The 3604-nt window shown below is 54.8% G+C and carries 4 protein-coding genes and 1 pseudogene; 3 read left to right on the forward strand and 2 right to left on the reverse strand.

Annotation, left to right across the window (positions count from 1 at the left end):
* Nucleotides 1-456: pseudogene (locus LOL23_RS18875) on the forward strand (IS21 family transposase); the annotation flags it as partial.
* A gap of 11 nt (nucleotides 457-467) precedes the next feature.
* Complete coding sequence (istB, locus tag LOL23_RS18880; RefSeq protein ID WP_237174131.1) at nucleotides 468-1235, forward strand: IS21-like element helper ATPase IstB; 768 nt, start codon at nucleotides 468-470, stop codon at nucleotides 1233-1235.
* 16 nt (nucleotides 1236-1251) lie between these two features.
* Here the strand turns inward: istB and LOL23_RS18885 are convergent, their stop codons facing one another.
* The gene (locus LOL23_RS18885) at nucleotides 1252-1551 is read right to left on the reverse strand and encodes a multicopper oxidase domain-containing protein (RefSeq protein WP_439652112.1); all 300 of its coding nucleotides are present in this window, start codon (nucleotides 1549-1551) and stop codon (nucleotides 1252-1254) included.
* 457 nt (nucleotides 1552-2008) lie between these two features.
* Nucleotides 2009-2338: a DUF4148 domain-containing protein gene (locus LOL23_RS18890; RefSeq protein ID WP_237174133.1), complete on the reverse strand. Its 330-nt coding sequence runs from the start codon at nucleotides 2336-2338 to the stop codon at nucleotides 2009-2011.
* 524 nt (nucleotides 2339-2862) lie between these two features.
* Here LOL23_RS18890 and LOL23_RS18895 point away from each other — a divergent pair.
* Nucleotides 2863-3552: a heavy metal response regulator transcription factor gene (locus LOL23_RS18895; RefSeq protein ID WP_237174134.1), complete on the forward strand. Its 690-nt coding sequence runs from the start codon at nucleotides 2863-2865 to the stop codon at nucleotides 3550-3552.
* Nucleotides 3553-3604: the final 52 nt, after the last annotated feature.

The following is a 3604-nucleotide window of genomic DNA, read 5'->3' on the forward strand; positions in this document are numbered from 1 at the left end:
GAGGCACGCATCACGCGTCACACCATTGAAGTTCTGCATCGTGGGCAGCGTGTCGCGAGCCACGCGCGCAGCGAGCGGCGCGGTGGCTTCACCACTGTGCCGGAACATATGCCCGCTGCGCACCGTGCGCATAGGGAATGGACGCCTCAGCGGCTTATTCATTGGGGTCGAGACATTGGGCCTGCCACCGGGGTTGCGGTCACACGTTTACTCGAGCATCACAATCATCCGGAGCATGGCTATCGAGCCTGTCTGGGCTTGCTCTCCCTGGCCAAGCGCTATGGCAAACCTCGGCTGGAAGCGGCATGCGCCCTAGCGTTACAGCTAGGCGCTTACCAGTATCGCCATGTGCGCGACATCCTCGCCAACAACCGGGACCGAACATCGAACGAAATGCCTGCTCACTGGACCAGCCCTCACCATGTCCACGTGCGCGGTCCCGAATACTATCAATAAGGATCACTGCCATGATGATGCATACAACACTCGCACAGTTGCGTAGTCTGAAGCTGGCCGGCCTCGCGGCCGGCCTTGAGGAACAATTGACCCAGCCGGGACTGAGCGCGATGAGCTTCGAAGAACGATTGGCGCTGCTGGTCGATCGGGAGGTGCACTGGCGCAGCGATCGCAGGCAAGCGCGGCTGCTTAAACAGGCGCGTTTGAAATATCCCCAGGCGGCCATCGAGGACATCGATACGCGCCCCACTCGAGGACTTGACCGGCCTGCGGTGATGAGCCTGGCGCTGGGCGACTGGGTCACTGCCGGACAAAGCGTCTTGATCAGCGGGCCCACCGGGGCCGGTAAATCATGGCTCGCGTGCGCACTGACCCAGCATGCTTGCCGGCGCGGCTACTCAGCCCTGTATCAGCGCATCCCCCGGCTGCCTGAAGAACTTCGTATCCGCCACGGCAGTGGCGCCTTCGGCAAGTGGCTACTTCAGCTGGCCAAGATCGATGTGCTGGTGCTCGATGACTGGGGCATGGGCGCACTTAATGCCAGCACTCGTTCAGATTTACTGGAAATCATCGACGACCGCGCAACGCATCGAGCGACCATCATCACCAGCCAGCTGCCCATTGAACACTGGCATGCATGGATTGGGGACGCCACCGTGGCGGACGCCATCCTGGATCGTCTGATGCAGCGTCATCACCGCCTTACGCTGACCGGTGACTCCTTGCGCCAATCCAAAGAAAAAACTACTCAAAAGGAGAAAGATACCGACCCATCGTGACCGACTACATTAAAATTTAGCCGCGCACCACCGCACGCTGCGCAGTGGTCACGTTCAGCCGAAATGAGCGGTCACCTTCGCCGAAATACGCAAGAATCCGGTCTGTACCGGAATCCACCAGGTGGAAAGCATCAACGGACAACGAACTGGCCATCATCCCATGGTCTTCATGCTCAAGAATATGGCAGTGGTACATGAAAGGGGCTGTCGCTGCGGGTTGTGAAAACTTGACAAGAAGTTCGGACGGCTCCTGCACCCCGACCGTATCCCTAAGGCCTTGGTCAAGGGTGCTTGGAGCCAAACCGTTTTGGCTCAAAACTTGGAAGTGAACACCAACTTACGAGCCCAGTTAGTGAGAACTGCCGCATGCCTCCATTCCGATCAGACACGTCGGCAAATTGAACGAAGCAACTCGCCTTCTTGGTTGCCTCGCATTATTCGCTCAAGGTCCGTACTAATGATAAATACGGACATGACCATGCCAATTCATACTGACAAAACTCATCAAAAAAAGAGCGATAAACATCGCGAGATATTAATTTCAGTGCCATTGAGCTCTTTTATGAATAACGATCAGCATAGCCGCTTGCTACCCATCCTGATAGCGGGGTGTTGAAGTCAAACGAACCAGAGTAAGGACCATGTTCACGGGTTCTGCTGGCCATCGTGCGACCCTCTTATTGGCAAAAAAAACCGCGCACGCTGATCTCAATCAGTCGTGCGCGGCGACACTAGCCCATCCCATCGCGGAGAAAGGCTCACGGTCAACGGTGCTACATAGCAGACTGTCTTTCTACTTCTTGTTGATATTCGGGACCCGAACGCATCCGGACGTACTCAGCGTACGCCGTCCGGTATTCGCGGCTGAAGGTATCCGGCGTATTCTCACCGCGCCAGAAATCATCCAAGCCCGCACGCTTCCACAGTTCCAAGTCAGCGCGTACCTCGGCCCGCGTCTTCGGCTCTCCATAGACGTCCACGGCACTTTGATGAGTATTTGATGACACGCCTTGGGCCGGCTGGCGCAATTGCTGTGCACTGGCGGCCGTTACGGTGGCAGTAAGCAAAAATGCAGCTACGGCATGCATACGAGAAATACGCATAACAGTTACTCCTATAAATCAGTTCATCTGGCTTCGGGCTACGCGAGCATGCCCCCTCGGAATGGAGCGACTTGCCTGAAGCATGAACAGAATTCTACCGATGCGAACCCGACAAACCTCAAACGCTCAAATTACTTTTTCGTAAGTTTTGAGTGACTCCCACTTCGCCGAACCCTTGACCCCCGCGTTCTAACTAGTGCTGAGATCGACTTCAGACGTCGCCATCATCACATGAAAATCTGTCCTGTCTCTTTAAAGCAATCGCAAATTCAGAGAGGCGAGGCTGTGACTCCGATCCTACGCTGTCCAGTAGTTCGGACCATGGAATTACGAATTCGTAATTCCATGGTGCGCGAATTGACGGAATTGATTGCTTAAGATGTTCTGGTAGCGACGAGCGGCGGTGCGTTCCCTGTGGGTAAAGGAGGAGCGCGATTGCCAGCACTTTACGTCAATCTGGGGTCGCTACGCTCCTATATGAACGTAGAGGCTTTGCCGTGATCTCATCTGAAACTGTTAAACGAATGAAAATCCTGGTTATAGAAGACGAGTACAAAGTTGCGGAATACTTAAGGCGGGCCCTAACAGAACACAATCACATAGTCGACATTGCGCTGGAGGGTATGGGTGGCCTTCATCTTGCGCGAGAAAGTCAGTACGACCTAATACTGCTGGATGTGGTCCTACCAGACATCGATGGCTTCTCCATCTTGCGCGACTTGCGCAAGAATAGTGTTGTGCCCATCCTTATGCTTACCGCGCAAAGCAAGGTCGAAGATCGCGTGAAGGGGCTTCACGAAGGAGCGGATGATTATTTGGTAAAGCCCTTCGCTCTGTCGGAGCTTTTGGCTCGTGTTCTGGCTTTGGGCAGGAGAGGCATTCCTGATGCCAGTGAGAGCCCGGGTTCCAATGTGCTTCGCGTCGCCGATTTAGAGCTTGATTTACTTCGCCGCCGTGCCTCTCGGGCAGGCGTGCGGTTGGATCTAACAGCCAAGGAATTCGCTTTATTGGCCTTACTGATGCGCAGACAGGGCGAGGTCTTCTCCCGGCTGGATTTGGCTGAGCAGGTTTGGGATATAAATTTCAATAGCAACACCAATGTTGTAGAAGTCGCCGTTCGAAGGCTGCGGGGAAAGATTGATGACCCATTTGAGAAAAAGCTTTTGCATACGGTGCGCGGCATGGGGTACGTGCTAGAGCCTGGCAACGAGTGATGCACAGATTTCGCGGGCGCACTCCCCTCAAAGAATATAGAAGAGAAGATCG

Origin of the sequence: Paracandidimonas lactea, from assembly GCF_021653995.1 — a bacterium.
Taxonomy (GTDB): Bacteria; Pseudomonadota; Gammaproteobacteria; order Burkholderiales; family Burkholderiaceae_B; genus Allopusillimonas; species Allopusillimonas lactea.

Excerpts from the sequence above, each read along its gene's own strand:
- istB (WP_237174131.1), top strand. The coding sequence starts at position 468 with ATGATGATGCATACAACACTCGCACAGTTGCGTAGTCTGAAGCTGGCC.
- LOL23_RS18890 (WP_237174133.1), bottom strand. The coding sequence starts at position 2,338 with ATGCGTATTTCTCGTATGCATGCCGTAGCTGCATTTTTGCTTACTGCC.
- LOL23_RS18895 (WP_237174134.1), top strand. The coding sequence starts at position 2,863 with ATGAAAATCCTGGTTATAGAAGACGAGTACAAAGTTGCGGAATACTTA.